Genomic DNA, 1,034 nt, shown 5'->3' with positions numbered 1-1,034 from the left:
ACACCTACGACGAGCGCACCGGCCTCCTCACCAGTACCTCTGTCACCAATGCGGACGGTGCCGCCACGGTCCGGCAGATGGAGTACGACTCCCTCAACCGGGTCACCGGCCTGTGGGAAGGCGAAGCCGGGGACGCGGAGGCGAAGAAGGCCACGCTCATCGCCTACGGCTACGACGGGGAAGGACGCCTGGCCTCGATCGCCTACCCCGACGGCAAGACCCTCTCCCGCACCTACAACGCACACGGGCAGCTGGAGACAGCCACCGACGCAGCCGGCGCGGTCACCGCCTACACCTACAACAGCGACGGCACCCTCGCCGAGGCCGTCCAGGAGACCCCCGACGGGCAGACCGCCACCGCCGCCTACACGCATACGGCAACGGCACCCTGCTTGCGGTGGAGTACTTCGACAGCGGCCCCCTCACCCGCAAAGACGGCACCGTCCTGTCCGAGACCGCCTACACCTACAACACCCGCGGCGACCTCGCCACCCGCACCGACACCCGCCCCAACAGCGCCGACGACACCGGCGACCCCGGCAGCGCCAGCAGTGCGGACAACGGGCAGGCAGGCGCCGGCAGCGGCAACAGTGCAGAGGGCGCCGCTGACACCCCGCCCGCCACAACGCACACCGTGCACGGCTACGACGCCTACAACCGGCTGCCAAGGCCCCCGTGCTGCGCTCGACCGCCTACACCGCCAACGCCGCCGGCGATGTGACCGCCACCACCGCCACGGACGCAGAGGGGAAGAAGACGGCCACCGCGCACGAGACCGACCCCGCAGGACGCCTCACCGCAGTAGCCGCCGACGGCCAGAAAACCGAACAGGGCTGGGATACGGCCGGCAACCTCCTCACCGGGGCAGACGGCACAACCTGGACCTACAACCCCGACAACAAACCCCTCACCGCTACCACCGCCGACGGCCTGCACAGCACCTACACCTACTGGGCCGACGGCAGCCGGAAAACCACCGAGACCACCAACCCCGACGGCACCCGCACCACCGTCCTCTTCCACTACACCCCCGA

Annotated in this window: 2 protein-coding genes; both read left to right on the top strand. The window is 69.9% G+C overall.

The genetic code is table 11. From position 1 onward, the window contains the following. Nucleotides 1–397 precede the first annotated feature (397 nt). Nucleotides 398–721 carry a hypothetical protein gene (locus IF89_RS0135990; RefSeq protein ID WP_030777662.1) on the top strand — a complete coding sequence of 108 codons (324 nt, stop codon included), beginning with the start codon at nt 398–400 and terminating at the stop codon, nt 719–721. Beyond that, nucleotides 676–1,034, top strand: a 359-nt coding sequence (locus tag IF89_RS39605) for a hypothetical protein (RefSeq protein ID WP_043194956.1), incomplete at its 3' end; no start/stop codon positions are given. The genes IF89_RS0135990 and IF89_RS39605, both read left to right, overlap by 46 nt.

Source organism: Streptomyces sp. NRRL F-2664 (genome assembly GCF_000719345.1).
GTDB lineage: Bacteria > Actinomycetota > Actinomycetes > Streptomycetales > Streptomycetaceae > Streptomyces.
This window is presented reverse-complemented; position numbering and strand designations above follow the sequence as displayed.